This is a genomic window from Corynebacterium sp. LK2510 (assembly GCF_040946405.1).
GTDB lineage: Bacteria > Actinomycetota > Actinomycetes > Mycobacteriales > Mycobacteriaceae > Corynebacterium.
In genome coordinates this window covers 78,965-94,651 of the sequence record NZ_JAYWLR010000005.1, presented here as the reverse complement: position 1 = coordinate 94,651, position 15,687 = coordinate 78,965, and the positions used below count along the sequence as shown (strand labels likewise).

At 67.4% G+C, this 15,687-nt stretch carries 14 protein-coding genes; 8 read left to right on the top strand and 6 right to left on the bottom strand.

Features of this window, described 5'->3' with window-relative positions; translation table 11 throughout:
* Window positions 1-45 precede the first annotated feature (45 nt).
* Both ppk2 and VVR41_RS04565 read left to right on the top strand, forming a co-directional pair.
* Window positions 46-945, top strand: coding sequence for a polyphosphate kinase 2 (gene ppk2, locus VVR41_RS04570; RefSeq protein ID WP_368523777.1), 900 nt, complete (start codon window positions 46-48; stop codon window positions 943-945).
* Window positions 945-1,664: an enoyl-CoA hydratase-related protein gene (locus VVR41_RS04565; protein ID WP_368523776.1), complete on the top strand. Its 720-nt coding sequence runs from the start codon at window positions 945-947 to the stop codon at window positions 1,662-1,664. The genes ppk2 and VVR41_RS04565 overlap by 1 nt, the downstream gene beginning before the upstream one ends.
* Here the strand turns inward: VVR41_RS04565 and VVR41_RS04560 are convergent.
* The 5 genes from VVR41_RS04560 to VVR41_RS04540 form a co-directional block, all read right to left on the bottom strand.
* On the bottom strand, window positions 1,661-2,359 hold the full coding sequence (locus VVR41_RS04560) for a TrkA family potassium uptake protein (RefSeq protein ID WP_368523775.1): 699 nt from the start codon (window positions 2,357-2,359) through the stop codon (window positions 1,661-1,663). The genes VVR41_RS04565 and VVR41_RS04560 overlap by 4 nt on opposite strands.
* Window positions 2,352-3,728, bottom strand: coding sequence for a TrkH family potassium uptake protein (locus VVR41_RS04555; protein WP_368523804.1), 1,377 nt, complete (start codon window positions 3,726-3,728; stop codon window positions 2,352-2,354). Before VVR41_RS04555 ends, VVR41_RS04560 begins: the two co-directional genes overlap by 8 nt.
* 51 nt (window positions 3,729-3,779) lie before the next feature.
* A complete protein-coding gene (locus tag VVR41_RS04550; RefSeq protein WP_368523774.1) occupies window positions 3,780-7,589 on the bottom strand; it encodes a Pls/PosA family non-ribosomal peptide synthetase in 3,810 nt (1,269 codons plus the stop codon).
* Between the two features lie 62 nt (window positions 7,590-7,651).
* A complete protein-coding gene (locus tag VVR41_RS04545; RefSeq protein WP_368523773.1) occupies window positions 7,652-8,092 on the bottom strand; it encodes a MarR family winged helix-turn-helix transcriptional regulator in 441 nt (146 codons plus the stop codon).
* A 125-nt stretch (window positions 8,093-8,217) separates the two neighbouring features.
* Window positions 8,218-8,517 (bottom strand): rhodanese-like domain-containing protein, encoded by a 300-nt coding sequence (locus VVR41_RS04540; RefSeq protein WP_368523772.1) that lies wholly within the window; start codon window positions 8,515-8,517, stop codon window positions 8,218-8,220.
* Window positions 8,518-8,633: 116 nt separating this feature from the next.
* Between VVR41_RS04540 and VVR41_RS04535 the strand changes: the two genes are divergently transcribed.
* The 3 genes from VVR41_RS04535 to VVR41_RS04525 all read left to right on the top strand — a co-directional run bounded on the left by VVR41_RS04535 (window position 8,634) and on the right by VVR41_RS04525 (window position 11,697).
* Entirely contained in the window at window positions 8,634-9,473 is an 840-nt protein-coding gene (locus VVR41_RS04535; protein WP_368523771.1) for a hypothetical protein, read from the top strand.
* A complete protein-coding gene (locus VVR41_RS04530) occupies window positions 9,473-10,318 on the top strand; it encodes a class F sortase (protein WP_368523770.1) in 846 nt (281 codons plus the stop codon). Before VVR41_RS04535 ends, VVR41_RS04530 begins: the two co-directional genes overlap by 1 nt.
* A gap of 149 nt (window positions 10,319-10,467) precedes the next feature.
* Entirely contained in the window at window positions 10,468-11,697 is a 1,230-nt protein-coding gene (locus VVR41_RS04525; protein ID WP_368523769.1) for a hypothetical protein, read from the top strand.
* 195 nt (window positions 11,698-11,892) lie between these two features.
* On the opposite strand, the gene VVR41_RS04520 is transcribed toward VVR41_RS04525, so the two are convergent.
* The gene (locus tag VVR41_RS04520; protein WP_368523768.1) at window positions 11,893-12,426 is read right to left on the bottom strand and encodes an inorganic diphosphatase; all 534 of its coding nucleotides are present in this window, start codon (window positions 12,424-12,426) and stop codon (window positions 11,893-11,895) included.
* 86 nt (window positions 12,427-12,512) lie between these two features.
* On the opposite strand from VVR41_RS04520, the gene dacB reads away from it, so the two are divergent.
* From dacB to hpt, 3 genes are all read left to right on the top strand, one after another.
* Window positions 12,513-13,763, top strand: coding sequence for a D-alanyl-D-alanine carboxypeptidase/D-alanyl-D-alanine-endopeptidase (dacB, locus tag VVR41_RS04515; RefSeq protein ID WP_368523767.1), 1,251 nt, complete (start codon window positions 12,513-12,515; stop codon window positions 13,761-13,763).
* Window positions 13,764-13,772: 9 nt separating this feature from the next.
* Window positions 13,773-14,660, top strand: a complete 888-nt coding sequence (gene tilS / locus VVR41_RS04510; RefSeq protein ID WP_368523766.1) for a tRNA lysidine(34) synthetase TilS — start codon at window positions 13,773-13,775, stop codon at window positions 14,658-14,660.
* 359 nt (window positions 14,661-15,019) lie between these two features.
* The gene (hpt, locus tag VVR41_RS04505) at window positions 15,020-15,658 is read left to right on the top strand and encodes a hypoxanthine phosphoribosyltransferase (RefSeq protein ID WP_368523803.1); all 639 of its coding nucleotides are present in this window, start codon (window positions 15,020-15,022) and stop codon (window positions 15,656-15,658) included.
* The last annotated feature ends 29 nt before the right edge of the window (window positions 15,659-15,687 follow it).

Sequence of the window (15,687 nt, the reverse complement as noted above, 5' to 3'; positions counted from 1 at the left end):
TCGTTCGCAGAGCACAGCAGGCCCAGTGCAGCTAGAATGGGCGCCATGGCTGAGCACAACGACGACGATATGCCGATGGTCGACCTTGCACAGGTCGAAGGCTACTGGGTGGACGATTCCGACGAGGATGACCCGGTCCTGCTGAAGGCAGACGGCTCGCCGATCCAAACGTGGCGCGAGAATTACCCCTACGACGAGCGCATGAGTCGCGACGAGTACGAAAAGACGAAGCGCGCGCTGCAAATTGAGCTGCTGAAGTGGCAGAACTGGACCAAGGACACCGGCCAGCGCCACATTATTATTTTCGAGGGTCGCGACGCTGCCGGCAAGGGCGGCACCATCAAGCGTTTCAACGAGCACCTCAACCCCCGCGGTGCGCGCACGGTCGCTCTTGAGAAGCCGTCGCCGCGCGAGAGCACGTCCTGGTACTTCCAGCGCTACATTCAGCACTTCCCATCGGCAGGCGAGATCGTGTTTTTCGACCGCTCCTGGTACAACCGCTCCGGCGTCGAGCGCGTTATGGGTTTCTGTACGGAATCCCAGCACGCTGAGTTCCTGCGTGAGGTGCCCATGCTGGAGAACATGATCTTGGGCTCGGGCATCTCGCTGACCAAGTTCTGGTTCTCTGTGACTCAGAAGGAGCAGCGCACCCGCTTTGCTATCCGCCAGGTCGACCCGGTGCGCCAATGGAAACTCTCGCCGATGGACCTTGCCTCCTTGGACAAGTGGGAGGACTACACCCGCGCGAAGGAAGAGCAGTTCCGCTACACGGATACTGACGAGTCCCCGTGGATCACCATCAAGTCCAACGACAAGAAGCGCGCCCGCATCAACGCGATGCGCTACATCCTGAGCAAGTTCGAGTACACCAACAAGGACCACGAGCTCGTCGGGGAGCCCGACCCCTTGATCGTCAAGCGCGGCCGCGACCAGATCGGCGACTAGTGTTCGTCTCCACCGAACGCCTCGATGACGTCGCGGTGCTCAGCCTCGCGCGCGACGAGAAACGCAACGCCATCAGCATGGCGCTGGCAGACGAACTGACCAGCGCCGTCGATGCCGTGGCGGACTCGGCCCGCGCGGTCGTAATCACTGGCGAGGGCTCCTGTTTCTCTGCCGGTGCCGACCTGAGCGAAGACAAAGTCGGCCCGGGATTTTTCAACTCCTTTGACGCGCTGACCGACGCGATCCGCACCGCCGATGCGCCTGTAATCGCCTACGTCAACGGCCCCGCCATCGGCGCGGGCACAATGCTTACCCTCGCGTGCGACATTCGCGTCATTGCCCCGCAGGCCCAGTTCCGCATCCCGGTGGGAGACGTTGCTATCGGTGTCAGCGAGTGGGTCGTGAGGGCGCTGTCCGACCTCGTCGGCGGGGCGCGTGCCCGTACCATGCTTTATACGGGCCTGCCACTGATCGCGGATGAAGCCGTCGCCTGCGGATTTGGCCTGGCAGGCCAGTACGATGACGCCCTCGAGATTGCCCGCCTCGTCGCAGCCAAGGCCCCGCTGACCCAGCGCAGCATCAAGATGCAGTTCGCCCCGGAGCTTTACTCCGCGGAGCAGCGCACCGCGGCGACGGCAGCGCCGTTCGCCTCCGAGGACATCCGGGAGGCCGCCCGTGCGCGAGCTGAGAAACGCCCCCCGCGTTTTACCGGGCGCTAAGCCTTGAGCTGAGAGAAGCGTTCCAGGTCGTCTGGGGCGCCGGCGAGCACGACCAGATCGGTTGCAGCGAGGCCCGCGCCGGGGGAGAACGGCTGCCACACGCCCTCGGCGGAGCGCACCGACACGACCTGGACACCAAAGTCGCGCCACAGCGCGGCGCTATCCACCGGCGCGCCGAGCAGGGGCCGGGGAGTAGACATCGTGATCACGCCGTAGTTGGGTGCGAGCTCGGCGAAATCCTGGAATCGGCCGCCGAGGAGGTGGGCGACCCTGCGGCCGGTGTCGTGCTCCGGGCGGATCACGTGGTGGACGCCGAGCTGGCGCAGGATGCGCGCGTGCGAGTCGGAGTCGGCCTTGGCCCAGATGTCGGGCACGCCGAGTTCGACCAGGTTGGAGGCAGTAAGGATCGAGGCTTCGAGGTGGGCGCCGATGCCGATGACGACCCGCTCCATCTCTGCGACACCCAGCTGGCGCAGGGCTTCGGCGTCGGTGGTGTCGGCCACGGCGGCGTCGGTAAGCATGGGCGCGTAGGTGCGGACCCGCTTCTCGGTGGAGGCGATGCCGAGGACTTCGACGCCGTAGCGGGTGAGCTCGTGGGCCAGCGCGCCGCCGAAGCGGCCGAGGCCGATCACGACGACCGGGGTGATGTTGATTCTCTGCTTGCCCCGCAAACGGGAGCCGAGGGTGCTAGCCAATGAAGGGCCTTTCTATGGGGTAATCAAACCTGCGAATAACGTGCCGTGAGGCCAGTGCCGCCACAAGGGTGAACGGGCCGACACGGCCCAGGTACATCAAAGCGCACAGGACGAGCTGCGAGGGCGTGCTGAGCGAGGCGGTGATGCCGGTGCTCAAACCCACGGTGGCGAACGCCGAGAACACCTCGAAGTTGACTTGGTCGGCAGTGAACTGCGGGTCGAAGGCGCGCAGCGCGGCCACACCGAGCGTGACCGCCCCGACACCAGCGGCGGCGACGGTCATGGCCTGGCGCACCACGGACGAGGGGATTCGGCGGTGGTCGACGGCGGTGGATGGCCTGCCGCGGAACTCCGCCGCCATCGCCGCGAGCAGGACGATGGCGGTGGTGAGTTTGATGCCGCCGGCGGTACCGGCGGATCCTCCACCGATGAACATGTAGATGTCGGTGATCATCAGCGTGATCGGGTGGGCGTGGGCGTAGTCGATCGAGTTGAAGCCGGCGGTGCGCGGGGTGACACCGCTGAAGAAGGCGTTGAGAAGCTTCGAAGCCAAAGGCATGTCAGCGAAGACGCCGCGCCATTCCGTCAGCGCCAGCAACACCGTGGCGGACAGGACCAGGACGAGCGTTCCCCACAGTGTCATGCGGGTGGTGACAGACAACCGCCGCGCGCTGACGGGGCGCCCGTCCACGATGCCGCGGACGCGTTCTTTGAGCCGGTGCACCAGTTCGGCGAGCACCGGATACCCCAGCCCGCCGATCATGAGCGCGCCCGCGAGCGGCACGAGGATCCACCCGTCGGTGTTGTAGGACACCAGGCTGTCGGAGCGCAGCCCGAACCCGGCGTTGTTGAACGCCGAGACCGCGTGGAAGATCCCCTCCCACGCGGCGCGCGCCGGCGGCATACCGTAGGTGGCGGCGAAGCGGACGCCGACGATGAGGGCGGTGAGAACCTCGAACACGAGCGTGAGAATGAGGGTCTTGATAAGTGTCTCGCGCACACTGCCCTCGGTAATCGGGCGGCCTTCGGCGGCCGTCGAGTAGCGGGTGCGCAGCGTGACCCGGCCAGAAAGCAGCATGCCGGTCAGGGAGGCGATGCTCATGATGCCGAAGCCGCCGACCTGGATCAGGGCGAGCACCACGACCTGGCCGATGATGTTGAAGTGGCTGCCGGTGTCCACTACGACAAGCCCGGTCAGCGTCGTCGCCGAGGTGGCGGTAAACAGTGCCGCCATCGGGGAGGTGAACTGCCCGGTGGCGGAGGAAAACGGCATGGACAAAAGCAGCGTGCCGAACAGGATGAGCAGGGCAAACCCCGCCGCTGTGAGCTGTGTTGGCCGCAGCCAGCCCGACGAAGAACTCTCCACCAGCAAAAGCGTAGACCTCGCGGCGCACCGCGAGGCGAGGATTGGAAGAAATTGCTAGTGTTGCACCGGCTCGATCGGGTTGCCCTGCCACACCGAACCCGCCGGGACGTGGTCGCCGCGCATCATGAGCGAGCCCGGCTGCACCGTCGCACCGGCACCGATGTGGGAGGCGGGCAGGGCCACCGAGTGCGCTGCAAGGGTCGCGCCGGGGGCGATGTCGACGGTGTCGAGACTCATCACGCGGTCCTGGAACAGGTGAGTCTGCACCACGGTTCCGGGGCCGACGGTCGCACCCGCGCCAACGGAGCACAGGTCGGTCTCCGGGAACCAGTACGAGTCCACCCACGCCCCGCGTCCCACGCGCACGCCGAGCAAGCGCAGCGCCGCGTTCATCTCGCCGGTGCCGTGCGCGTGCGCGAAGAACCAGGGGGCGGCGACCAGTTCGACGAACTGGTCCTGTAGCTCGTTGAGCCAGACAAACCAGCTGTACAGCGGGTGCTCGCCGGGCACGTGGCGGCCCACGCACACCCACTTCGCCACCGCCGTCATCGCGAGCGCGCCCGCGGCACACGCCATGAAGATCACGCCGCCGAGCGCGTACGCCCACCACCCCAGGTACGCCAGGGCGGAGTGGACGCCGACGATGAACGCCGCGGTGACCATCGCGTGCCCCATCGGGGCGAGCAGGCGCATCGTCTCGATCATCCCGCGCTTGCGCTTCACGCTTGTCGACGGCCGATAAGTCAGCGCCTCCCCACCCTCGGCCTCGACCTCGACGCGGCGCATCCGCTCTGGCGGCGAGCCCCACCAGTTCGAGCCGGCCTTCGACTTCTTCGGGGTCGAGGACAACACCGCCACGAGGGAGTTCTTGGCCAGCTTGCGCCCGGGCATGGTGATGCCGGAATTACCCACGAACGAGCGCTTGCCCACGGTGGTCGTGCCCGTGCGCATCCAGCCGTGGCCGAGCTCGTAGGTGCCCACGAGGGTGTCGTCGGCGAGGAAGGCGCCGTCTTTGACCGTGGTCAGGCTGGGCACCATCACGGCGGTGGAAATCTCCACGTCGCGGCCGATGGTCGCGCCGAGTAAGCGCATCCAGGTGGGGGTCAGGGCGCCGGCGTAGAGGGGGAACAGGCGCGTGCGGGCGTCGTCAAGCAAACGCGTAATCGCCCACAGCTTCCAGCCGCTGGCGGAGCGAACCGGGGTCACACCGGGGCGCAGACCCGGTGACAGGGCGCGCACGGCTAGCCACGTCAGGGCGATCGACGCGGCGAGGTAGACCAGCCCGCCGACCGGGGCGAACAGCAGCGCGCCGATGGCGGGGTGGCCGCCGGTCAGGGCAACGAGCCCGATGACGACCAGGACACCTGCGGCGGCAGCCACGATGGGCAGACACGCCAGCGCGAGGGAGGTCGCGCCGTAGAGCCACGCCCAGTAGCGGCGCCGCGGGGGGCGCTCGGCGGGGAAGCGGTGCTTGGAGCGGCCGACCTTGCGCGCCGGCGAACCGGCCCAGCGCGCGCCCTTCTTCACGGGCTTGTCGCCGGTGACCGTCGAGCCCGCCTCGATGTGGGCGCCGTCGTGGATGACGGTGCCCGGCAGCATCGTGGACCGCGCGCCGACGCGCACCTCGCGGCTGATGGAAATCGCGCCGATGCGCACGACGTCGCCGTCGATCCAGTAGCCGGTGAGGTCGACCTCCGGCTCCACAGCGGCACCCTGGCCGAGCTCGAGCAGGCCGGTGGTCGGCGGAAGGGAGTGCAGGTCCACGCCGGTGCCGACGCGCGCGCCCAGCAGGCGGGCGACGTAGGCCACCCACGTCGAGCCCGAGAGGTTCAGTGCGCCGGAGGCAGCCATCCAGCGCTCGGCGGCCCAGAGCCGGATGTGCGTGACCCCGCCGCGCGGGTACTCGCCAGGGGTGATGCGCCCGCGGATAAGACGCGCGCCGAGGGCACCGATGTGCAGCCGGCCCAGCGGGGTGCACAGCACCACGAACAGTACGGCGAGGACGACCCAGTCCAGCTGGATGAGCCCCAGCGCAGTAGCCAAGATGGCCCACCACGTGACGTACGTGGCGGCCTGCAGGGTCAGCAGCGGGACCTGCAGGAGCGTTTGTGTAAAGCGGGTTCCGGCGCCCACGGGTACGACGTCGCGCTCGCGCACCGGGGCGGGGGCCGAGTCCGTCAACGAATCAATGAAGGCGGCCAGCACCTCGAGGCGCGGGTGGTCGTAGAGGTCGCGCACCGCGATCGTGGGGACACGCTCGCGCAGCCGGGCGATGAGCGTGGCCGCCGCCAGCGAGGACCCGCCGAGCTCGAAGAAGTCGGCGTCGCGGGACTCGACCGGCGTGCCCAGCACGTCGAGCCACACCGCGGCCAGCCACGTCTCAGTCGGGGTCATGCCGGCAACCTCCGCGGCTGCGGGAAGCGGCCACGGCAGTGCCTTCTTGTCCACCTTGCCCGAGGTGCGGATGGGCAGCTCATCCATCACATGCAGGCGCGGAACGAGGGCGGCGGGCATGAACTCCGCCAGGCGCTCGCGCGCAGCGTGGACGTCCCACGGCTGACCCGGATCGTCCAAAGAGACGTAGCCGACCAGGACCTTGTCGCCCGCGCCGGTGGTCTGCACAGCCACAGCGGAGTTGTACACGCCCGGCAGGGACGCGACGTTGGCCTCCACCTCGCCGAGCTCGATGCGGCGCCCGCCGATTTTTACCTGGTCGTCGGCGCGGCCGATAAACGCCAGGCCGAGGTCGGTGGCGCGGACGTTGTCGCCAGTGCGGTAGGCCCGCTCCCAGTCGCCCATGGGCGCGTACTTCTCCGCGTCCTTGGCAGGATCGAGGTAACGCGCCAGGCCGACGCCACCAATGACGAGCTCGCCGCCCGCGCCGGGTGCGGTCTCTTCTACGCGCAGGTCCCAGCCGTCGAGAGCCCAGCCGATGGTCACAGGCTCGCCCGGGTGCAGCCGCGCGGCGGACGCCACCACGGTGGCCTCGGTCGGGCCGTAGGTGTTCCACATCTCGCGGTCAGCGGTGGCAAGCCTATCGACGAGCTCCTGGGAGCACGCCTCACCACCGACGATGAGCAGCCGGACGTTCTCGAGCGCCTCGGCGGGCCACAGGCCCGCGAGGGTGGGCACGGTGGAGACTACCGAGATGTCGCGGCGGATCAGCCAGGGGCCGAGGTCCTGGCCCGAGCGCACCAGCGAGCGCGGCGCGGGCACCAGGCAGGCGCCGTGTCCCCATGCCAGCCACATCTCCTCGCAGGAGGCGTCGAAGGCGACGGACAGGCCGGCGAGCACGCGGTCGTCCGGGCCGAGGGGCTCGTCCTGGCAGAACAGGCGGGCCTCGGCGTCGACAAAGGCGGCGGCGCTGCGGTGGGTCACGGCCACACCCTTCGGCGTGCCGGTGGAGCCTGAGGTGAAGATGATCCAGGCGTCGTCGTCAAGCGCGGGCGAGTTCGTGTCTCCCGCCGGGGAGCTGGTGTCTTTGAGCGGGCGGAAACCGTCGTCGGTGAAGATGCCGTCGATGTGGGCTTCGCCGAAGACGATCTCTGCGCGCTCGTCGGGGTCGTCGGCATCGACGGGGACGTAGGCGCACCCGGCCCACAGGGTGCCGAGGATGGCGATGTAGAGCTCGCGCGTGCCGGAGGTCATGCGCACGCCGATGCGGTCGCCGCGGCGCATGCCGGCTTGGTGCAGGTCGCCTGCGACCTCCCGGATGCGCTCGACGAGCTCGGCGTAGGTGAGGATGTCGCCGTCGTCGATGGCGGCGGCGTCGGGGTGGCGCCGCGCGGTGTCCGACAGGATGTCGATGAGCGTGCGCGGGGCAGGCGCAAGGTGGCTACGCAGGAGCTTGTCGGCGTACGTCATGGGGCACAGGATAGCGGGCTACAGTGGCGCGCCAAAATAGTTGGTGTTAAACCAGGATTGGATTACTCCGCGTCTTGGGCAATCGCCTTGTGCAGCTTCTTCAAGCTCTTGAGTTGCTTCTGGGAGCTGGCGTCCAGTGCGAGATCCTCGGCGGCGCCGACGGCGGCGGCGAGTTCGGCGTGCGCCTTCCTGCCCTTCTTCGTCGGCGTGACGATCTGGCGGCGGCGGTCCTTCGGGTCGCGGTCGCGCGTGACCCAGCCGTGGCTCTCGAGCGAGTCGACGAGGCGCACCATGTCTGAGGCGTCGATAGCCAAAAGCGAGGAGAGCTGGGTCTGCGAGTGCGGGCGCTCGGTCACGCAGGTGAGGATCCAGTACTCGCGCATGGTGGTGTTGCGCTCGGCGAGGGCGCGCTCCACCCCGTCCTTCGTGTGTCGGCGGACGCGCTCGATCTGGAAGGAGGGGGACTTCGTCAACGCGGAGGGCAGATCAAGTGAAGGGGCCATGCCCTCAATTTACGACAATCGTTGGGGAGCTTCAACATTCCTATGCTCCCACGATCAACGCATTTCCGGGCTCTGGACGAGGCGTTTCGAGTGTGGCCCAGGAGCGGTTGCGGCGCAGCGCGGGCTTACTGCGTGGGCAGGTTCGCCTCGACCCAGGCGATGGTGCCCCCCTCGACGTTGATGAGGTGTTCTGGGTCCCAGCCCACGGCCTGCTCGAAGTATTCGCACGCCTGGGCGGAGCGCCCGCCGGACCTGCAGATGACGTAGATGTCGCGCTCTGTGTCGATCTGGTTGTACGTCGCGATGAGCTCGCTTAGGGGGAGATTGATGGCGCCGGCGGCGTGGACCTCGGCGAATTCGTCGCGTTCGCGCACATCGATGAGCTGCGCGTCGGAGGGGACATCGGTGACATTGACGTGTTTCATATGCGAGAGCGTACAAGCGTGGCGCGGCGCAGGGGGTTGACACTAACGCTAAAGTTGATGTTGAGACTTTGTGAGAGAGTGTTTCCTACCCCAGTGCCCGAGTCGAGGAGAATCCAATGAAGCGCACCCGCCTGACCATCCTGACCACGAGCCTCGCCGCAGCGATCGCGCTCGGCGCCCCCGCAGCGTTCGCCGCTGATTCGCTGCCTAAGGAGACCACCGCGGCCACCGGCGAGTCCTACTACCTCAACGCGGAGGGCACCCACTACGTGCCCACCCGCGAGGCCGTTGAGACCCCGTTCGCCGACCTCGACAGTGCGGTGCGCGAGAAGTCCGTGGCAGTGGACCATGCCACAACCGCTGGCCTGCTGCCCGCACAGCCGGCTGCCGACCAGCCTGCGCAGGAGGTCCCGGCTGGCGAGGGCGCCCCGGCGGAAAAGCCGTTTACCCGCGAGCACGTGGACCCTGACTCCGATCACCCTGTCGCCGCGGGCCTGGTTGCCCTGCCGTCCGTGCTGACTATCGAGGGCAGCACCTACTATCTCAACGCCGACGGCGAAACCTACGTCACGGACGTCGCCCGCGTTAGCGAACCGCCGACGCAGGACGAGGTCACGGCCTCCAACAAGCTTCTGGCGCAGCACAGTGCCGAGGTGGCGCGCCAGGCACTCGCCGAGGTGCGCGCCGGTAACAGCGCTGCGGGCGAGGCGGGGGCTGCAGCCGAAGCGCCGCAGGCCGACACCCAGCGCGCCGCCTACGCCGCTCCTGTCGTTGAGGTGGGCACAACCGCCGCCGCAGCCCAGGATGGGCCCGCCGCTCAGGACGTTGTGGCTGAGGCGCGCGGCATCGGCGCGGAGACCGGCTCCAACGCCGTGGCCCGCGCGCTTGCTGCGCTGCTCGTGGCCTCCCTCGTCGGTGCCGCAGTCTTCGCCTACGGCCGTCGCCGCCTGGTGTAGTGCCCTCGTCTGCGCAGCGCCCGCCGCGCCGCGCGGCGGGCCAACGACCTTCTACGGCCAGGCCAACACGCCGCCCCACGCGCCTCCGCCCGGACCGCCGCGTCTTCCTCATCCGCCGGGCCGTGGCCGCGGGTGCGGCGCTTCTGCTTGTCCTCGGTCTGGCGAGCATGTGCTCCGGCGGTGAGGCCACCTCGCCGGCTCCGGTGGCGCCGTCAAACTCTGCACATGCAGCGCCATCGGCTACTGAGAGACCGGCGCCATCTGCATCCGCGGCTTCCGCTATCGCGCCACCGTCGACCGAGACTGTTCCCGTAGGCCGGCCCGTCCAGCTTGCCGTGCCGTCGCTGGGGATGGACGCGCCGGTCGAACAGGAGGACTGCCGCGTCGTCGGAGATGTCATCGACCCTGTTTCCTTGCGCGAGGCCTGCGCGTACACCGCGCCCGACCGCCCGTACTCGCTGCCCGGCAGCGACGCGCCCGATGTGGTCGTCATCGCCGGCCATACCGGTGCCGGGGTTCCCGCGGTGTTCAATTCGCTTTTCGACGGCCGCTCCAACCGCCACACCGTCTCCATCGGCGACGTACTGTACGTGCGCACGCGTGAGTCGGGGAGTGACTGGCTCGCGTACCGCGCCACCGACCTGCATGAGCCGCGCAAGGAAGGGCTGGCGGAGTCGGCGGAGATCTGGGGGACCGGCCCGACTCCGGGCAGGTTGCTCACCATTAGCTGTATCCAGCCGGCTAACCCGCTGGCCAACTCCGTGCAGAACGCCGTGGTGGGCTGGCAGTTTGACCGCGTGGTCAGTGGTGAGCAAGTGGACGCGAACATGGGCTGGTCGCGCTAAATGGGGCCAGCTATGCCAAATTGTTACCCGTGTGACTGGTGTGACTAAAGAAACTCGCGTAGATTAGTGCCGAACCCTAAAGCTTGCCTTGAGACTTGAGAGTTTTGCTCGAGACTTCAAAGCACCGCCCGCACCCGTTGGAGTTGCTCATGACCATCGCTAAGACCCTTCCCGCCCTCGCTCTCGCCGCCGCGCTGAGCTCCACCATCGTCCCCGCAGCCCAGGCCCAAAGCTCGCAGGAAGGTGCCGGCCAGCCGCAGGAACAAACCCAGGAACAAACCCAGGAACGGGCACAGGGGCAAGCGCAGTCCTCGATGACCGGCTCCAGCGCCTCAGCCGCCGCTGCTGCCGGCCAGGAGGACCTCCCGCCGCTGAGGGCCTTTGAAGTGGGTGGGGTGGCCGGCACCTACAACGGTGTGAACTGGTACTACCACGCCAATGAAACCCACGTCGTCGACAACACCGCCAACGTCGTGGCGGACGTGACCACCCTCGGCACTAAGGCCATGACCATCGAGGCCTTCGCCGATCTCGCCGGCTACCGCGTCCCCACCAAGGAGGACAAGGCTGCTGGCTCTAACGCGTCGTCGGATTCCTCGTCGGTGCTGTCCCCGCAGATCTCCGGCACCCAGCTGGCCGACGCCTCCTCCCTTCCTGCTCTGCCGCTGGCCGCAGTAGGCGAGTTCGCCGGTCGTCTTGCCGGTCAAGACTGGTTCTACAACCGCGACGTCTCCTTCGTGGTCAACAGTCGCGACCTGATCAACCAGCAAGTCGACGCGGGCCAGGCCGGTGTGAAGTTCACCGCCGACCTCGCGCGCGAGCTGCAGCGCTCCCTGCCGGTCAACGTTGTGGTTGATGGACTGTCCTCCACCCCCGGCGCCCAGACGCCGGCCACCGCAGGGTTGGACCTTGGCTCGAGTGCCGGTGAGATCGCGGGCAGCTCCGCCAACGACATGGCGCGCCTGGCACTTTTTGCCCTGCCGGGTATCCTGCTCATCGGCGGGATCACCTGGTACCTCAACCAGGACGGCCGCACCTACGTGGAAAGCTCTTCGCGCACTAGCTCCGCACCTTCTGAGCAGGAGATTGCCTCCTCCGAGAACATGCTGAGCAGCAACCGCTCCGAGGTGCAGCGCCAGGCCCTCGGCGGCTCGTCGCTGGGTGGCAACGGCGATTTCGGTGGCTCCTCCGCGGCGAACGGATTCGCCAACGGGTCCAGCAATGGTGCTGATGTCAATATCGCCACCACCGCAGCCCAGGGCCGCGGCATCGGCGCGGAGACGGGCTCCAACGATTTTGCCAAGGGCCTTGTCGGCTTAGTTCTCGCATCGCTTATCGGCGCGGCCGTGTTCTTCGTCGGCCGTAGGCAGCTGGTCTAAGGCTTTCGCCTCACGGCAGCACGGAGAACTGCGTGGCGCTTAGCGACGCAACCCAACACGCAGCAACACCCCGCAGGAGATTTCCCTGCGGGGTGTTGCCTTGTTTGTGAATGCTCATACCCACGACATGAGCAACGCCCGGTTGCCGTGGCAACCGGGCGTGGGGAGGCCGGGGAGGCGTCGACAAGCGAAGGCTTAGTTGACGGTCTTGGCTTCCTTCTCATCCTCGAGGTGGTCGCGGGAGTTGTCGCCGACCTTCTTGTAGTTCTCGAGGGCTTCGTTCAGGATGCGCTCGGCCTCCTCGCGGTTGCCCCAGCCGGAGCCGGTGACTTCCTTGTTCGGCTCGAGGTCCTTGTAGTGGACAAAGAAGTGCTCGATCTCGTCCTTGGTGAAGTCATCGATGTCGTCGATGTCCTGGAAGGACTCGTAGCGCACGTCGTCGAGGACGCAGAGCAGCTTGTCGTCGCCGCCGGCCTCGTCCGTCATCTTGAACACGCCGACCGGGCGGGCGATGACCGTGACACCCGGGAAGACCGGCTCCGGGGTGATGACGAGCGCGTCGAGGGGGTCGCCGTCGTCAGCAAGCGTGTTGTCGATGAAGCCGTAGTCCGCCGGGTAGGCCATCGGGGTGAACAGGTAGCGGTCCAGGAAGATGCGGCCGGACTCGTGATCGACCTCGTACTTGTTGCGCGAACCCTTGGGGATCTCGATGATGACTTCGATGCTCATGCATGCTCCTTCGGTTGGGAGATAGTCGGCGGGCGAGCGCCGGTGAATAATCGCCCACCATCATACGTCGGCTAGTCTTTAGCGCGATGAAGGTATGGACATGGGCACTTGCCGCCGTTGCCGCAGTCGCAGTGAGCGGCGTCGCCGTGGCAGGCGTGAGCGCGCAGCGCGAACTCGCCGCACTGACACACGAGGCGCCCTACGTGCTGCCCACTCCGACACCTCTCATGGAGCCCGCCACCCCGGAACCTATTGACACCGCCCAACGCGACGAGATCATCTCCCGGCTCGCGGACAACCCCGCGCTGGCCACCTTCCACGCACGGGTGTCCTCCGCTGACACGGGAGAGGTGGTCTTCGACCGTCTTTCCGCCGAGCCGCTCCTGCCGGCGTCGTCGACCAAGGTGCTCACCGCCTCCGCCGCGTTGCTCGAACTCGGCCCGCACGATCGCATCACCACCACCGTCGTCGAAGGCGATCACCCGGGGGCGGTGGTGATCAAGGCGGCAGGCGACGTGTGGTTTGACGAGGACCAACTCGACGACCTCGCCCGCCAGATCGGCTCCGCCACGGCGGTGTACGTAGATACCTCCGCCTGGCCGGCCGAGACAAAGCTGCCCGGTTGGGACCCGGTGGACATCGACGCAGGTTACGTCGCCCCGCTCGAGCCGATCATGCTCCACGGCGCGCGCATCGGCGCGACCGAGGGTGACGTGCCGCGCTCGCACACCCCGGCTCTCGACGTCGCCCAGGGGCTGGCCGACCGGTTAGGGGCGCAGACCGTTGGATACGCGCCCGCGCGCGACGCTGCGCCCACGCTTGCACAGGTGCAGTCGCCCGATCTGACCACCCGCCTTAGTGCGATGATGAAGAACTCGGACAACGTCATGGCCGAGGCCATCGGCCGTGAGATCGCGCAGCACCGCGGCGCCACCAGCCCGCAGGCAACAATGGATGTTTTGGCGGAAAACGGCTACGACCTGACCTACGTCACGCTCGCCGACAGCTCAGGGCTGTCCACCTTCAACCTCATCCCGCCGCGACTGCTCGACCAGCTCATGCTCGACGCCGCCCGCAAAGAACCCCTGCGCCCGCTGCTGGCCACCCTGCCGGTTGCCGCGGCGGAGGGAACCCTGGCGGAGCGCTACGGCGACCTCCCTGGGCGCGGGTGGGTGCGTGCCAAGACGGGCACCCTCGACGAGGCATCCGCGCTAGTGGGAACCGTCACCAGCGACAAGGGCAACGTGTACACCTTCGCGCTACTGTCCAACGGCAGCGACATCCTCGCCGCCCGTCGCGCCCTCGACGAACTGACCTCCGCGCTGCGGGCGTACTAGGAGTACCTGGTGGAGCCCTTCTGGCCGCGCCGCTCACCCCACTTTCTGGACTGCCGCCGCGCCGTGCGTCCTTTCGACGGGCCCGCGGTCATTGGCCTGTCCGGGGGAGCTGACTCACTCGCGCTGGTGGCCGCTGCCGCGGCGGAGAGCAAAGACGTCGAGGCGGTGGTGATCGACCACGGCCTGCAGGACGGCTCGGCGGAGGTTGCGCAGCGCGCCGCCGCAGCGGCCCGCGCACTCGGTGTGCCAGCCACCGTCGTGGCAGTCGAGGTTGCTGCGGGCAACCTCGAGGCCGAAGCGCGCCGGGCACGATACGCTGCACTTCGAGAGTTCGGAGTGGACGTGTGGGTGGCGCACACAGCCGACGACCAGGCAGAGACGTTTCTTCTCGGGGCGCTGCGCGGCAACCCGTCGGGGATGACGGCGCGTTCGGGTGACATCGTGCGGCCGTTTCTCAGCGTGCGGCGGCGGGACACGGTCGGGGCGTGTGAAGAACTCGGCCTGACATGGTGGGACGACCCCATGAATGAGGATTCGGCCTTTCGACGGGTCGCGGTGCGCACTCAGGTGATCCCCCTGCTCAGCGACCTCGTCGGCGGGGACTGTGTACCCGCGCTCGCCCACACAGCCGACCGCGTGGCGGGCGGCAACGAGCTCGTGGGTGCCCTCGCAACGACCGAGATCGCCTCGTGCGCCGAGCTTGCCGCCCAGCCTGCGGTAGTGCGGCGCACACGGATCCACGCTTGGCTCCAAGGCGAAGGGATTAATGCCAACCGTGGCCAGCTCGATGCCATCGAACATCTGGTGACGAACTGGCGGGGTCAGGTGGGAGTCGACGTTGCAAGAGGAAAAAGAGTGGTCCGCCAGGGTGGGGGACTCTGTGTAGTCAGACGTTAGAGCCGAAGGCCGACGGGTGATGGTTGACTGCCGGTGTCGTTTTCAATAGCTTCTTCCTTGAGGGCCCCAGGACGATCCCTGCATTAAGTTGCACATCCCTGGGGTCATTGTTTTCGGTGTGGCTTGGGGTTCTCCAGGGGCCCGAGCCCAGTGCCTGAGGACATTGCCGGGCACATCTGCGCTTCACCCGCCGCCGTGGTTGTCGCGGAGTATCGCGAAGTGGCAATATGCAAGGGTGGCACGAAGAGCGGAGCCCGCCGCCGGCGGAGCTCGACGCACCGTGGCGCCGAGCCCGCGGAAGCGCGGACTCGGAGCGGACATTCCAGGAAAGGGCACCGATGACGCATATTGACCACCCGATGCACGACACGAAAGATTTCAACGTGCCGCCGCACCGCTACGGGGACGACGTCGAAGCGATTCTGATTTCCGAAGAGGCGCTCAAGGCCCGCATTCAGGAGCTCGCGGACATGGTCTCGGAGACCTACCGCGACGCCGAGGACGAACTCATTCTCGTGTGCGTGCTCAAGGGTGCAGTGTTCTTCCTCACCGACTTCGCCCGCCAACTCTCCATCCCGTGCCAGCTCGAGTTCATGGCGGTGTCCTCCTACGGCAACTCGACGACGAGTTCCGGCGTGGTGCGCATCCTCAAGGACCTGGACAAAGACATCCAGGGCCGGGACGTGCTCATCGTCGAAGACATCATCGATTCCGGCCTGACGCTGTCGTGGCTGATGCGCAACCTGCGCGGACGCCAGCCGCGCTCGCTCAACGTGATTACGCTTTTGCGCAAGCCGGAGGTCCAGACCGCCAACATCGAGCTGATGGATGTCGGATTCAACATCCCGAACGAGTTCGTCGTCGGATACGGCCTCGACTTCGCCGAGCGCTACCGCGACCTGCCTTACCTGGGCACGCTGCACCCGCGCGTCTACGGCGGCGAAGAAAAGACCCCTGAGCCCGCCCCGCAAGCGGGCCCCGAGCACACAGAGATCTAGGATCTAAGGCCTGATCTCAGGCCTGCTCC